This is a genomic window from Ramlibacter sp., from assembly GCF_035706265.1.
Taxonomy (GTDB): Bacteria; Pseudomonadota; Gammaproteobacteria; order Burkholderiales; family Burkholderiaceae_C; genus Ramlibacter.
Map to the genome: position 1 here is coordinate 1 of NZ_DASSVG010000281.1, position 2,288 is coordinate 2,288.

The 2,288-nt window shown below is 68.5% G+C and carries 1 protein-coding gene and 1 pseudogene; both read right to left on the bottom strand.

All coding sequences use genetic code 11. The features are described from left to right. Positions 1-227: pseudogene (locus VFM98_RS10390) on the bottom strand (DUF2252 domain-containing protein); the annotation flags it as partial. A 127-nt stretch (positions 228-354) separates the two neighbouring features. Continuing rightward, positions 355-2,079: an IS1634 family transposase gene (locus VFM98_RS10395; RefSeq protein WP_325109851.1), complete on the bottom strand. Its 1,725-nt coding sequence runs from the start codon at positions 2,077-2,079 to the stop codon at positions 355-357. Positions 2,080-2,288 lie beyond the last annotated feature (209 nt).

Here is a 2,288-nt window from a genome sequence, read left to right on the forward strand (position 1 = left end):
GGCGACTGCATCATGCGGCCGAAGCGAATCGGCAACAGGTCGGGAAGGCGGTGTTCGTTGGATTCGTTCAGGATGTCGATGGGATCGCGGCGATTCTTGCCCGGCTTCCAATGGGCCTGCTCCTCGCGCGGCGCCGAATCCCGCAGTGCCTTTCCTTCGGCACGCCGTTCGTCCGGCGACTTGTAGGACAAGGCTTGAAGAACATGCTGGCTGACTTCGGCATCCATGCGTCCCCCGCAACGCGATCCATTTGCGGACAGACAGTACCGTGAGGCGGGGCGGGCCACTAGCCCGAACTTTACCGTTAATTTGGTCAAGCGATTGATATCGCCCGATTAATTTTAGGCGAACTGACTACAGAGCTGGTTTGAGGCCGAGCAGATCGAGGGCGCGGCGCTGGACGGCGGTGGGGGTTGCGAGGAGTGCGAAGGTGGTGTTGCGCCCGAGGCGCACGGTGTTGCGCGTGAGAGTGGCGAGATCGCCGAGGAGGCTTCGGAAGCTGTGCACCGGGAGGCCCTCGTCGGTGTGCTTGGTGGCGGCTTTGCCGGCGGCCAGCGGAGATGGCGTGGCCTTGGCGACCGGCGAGGAGCGGGCTGCATCGGCGGCGGCACGATCGTGATCGTCGAACAGCATGGGGGCGAGCGCCTGGCGCATGTGCCATTCGAGATAGTAGGCGAGCATGCAGAGCAGCACGTGGGCGCGCACCCTGGGGGCGGTCCAGTGGAAGACCGGGCGCAGCTCGAGGTCGACGGTCTTGAGGCTGCGGAAGGCGCGCTCGACGCGGGCAAGGCTTTTGTAGGTGCTGACCGCGTCAGACGCGCTCAAGCTGTCGGCGGGCACGTTGGTGCGCAGCACGTAGATGCCGTCGAGGGCGGCTTCGGCCGCGATGGCGGCCTCGTCGCGGGTGAAGCTGAGCTGGCCGTCGGTGATGGTGAGGTGGAAGTGCTTGGCCATCTTGCGGCGGCCCATCACGGCACCGACGGCCAGGCCGATCTGGTCGGCGCCGCGCAGCGGCTGGCGGCGCCGGCGGACGCGCGCCTGGATGGCGCGCAGATCCTGCTCGGTGGCGTCGAGCAGCTCGCGGCGCTTGCGCGCCCGCTCGTGCGCCAGAGCCGGGTTGCGGCAGACGATGAGCCGCTCGCCGGGATAGTCCGGGCTTTCGATCTCCGCCATGTCGCGCTGATCGAACAGCGACAGCTGCAACGGCCCGCGGTCGGCCGCCAGCGCCTGGATGGCCGGCGCCCGCAATGCCGTCAGCCAGTCCAGCCCGGCCGGCGCCAGATCCTCGACGATGCGCGCGGCCGTGATCATGCCACGGTCGCCGACCAGCACCACGCGGCTGAGGCCGAAGCGCCGCTTGAGCTTGTCGACCTGCAGCGAAAGCGTCGCCGGATCGGCGGTGTTGCCTTCGAACACCTCGACCGCGATCGGGCAGCCTTGCGCGCTGCACAGCAGCCCGACGATGATCTGCAGCTTGTCGGGTCGGCCGTCACGGCTGTAGCCGTGGCGCGCCAGCGCACAGCAGCGGCCCTCCAGCCAGGTCGAGGTGACGTCGTATAGCACCAGCACGCCGTCGCTGAGATGACGCTGCGCCAGGCTTGCCTCGATGGCCGGCTGCGCCGTGCCCAGCCAGTCGAGCGTGGCGTAGACCTCGTTGGCCCTGACCCGGCCCAAGCCCAGGGTGGGGCCCAGGGAGCTGAGCGCGGTCGTCTCGTCGAGCCCGCGCGCCGTTGCCAGCTTGGAGGCCGGCTCGAGCAGCCGGGCGACGATCAGTGCCAGCGCCAGGTTGGTGCGCCGATCCAAGGCACGCGGCAGGACGCGGTCGAGCTTGATCTTGCGCGCCGTCCCGAGCGCTGCCAGCACGTGGCCGTGCGGCAGCGCGCGCACGATCTGCAAGCCCTCGTCGGCCGGCACCAGCCTCTCGCCGCGCAGCACCGCGCGCAGCGCCTCGATCTGCTCGGCCGGCCAGTGCGAGAGGTTCTGCAGGGTGCGGTTCTTGACCTTGTTGCCGTCGCGGTAGCTCTCCCGCAGAAGGACGGCGGGGGCGGAACCGCGGTTCGGCACGACGGCCACATACATGCGCTACTTATAGCACACATCGCCCCTCAGGGCAACCAAAATGCACCGTGCCTTATGACTACATGGACAACCCACTATCCAGCTTATTCAAGGACTTAGCTCGATTTCCAGGTAAAGTTCGGGCTAGCCGGCGGGCGTTCGCGCGCCGGCGGCGCGGCAGCGCGGCCCGCGCCGACGCCGGTGGCTAGATGCCCGAAAGCGCCGGGCTC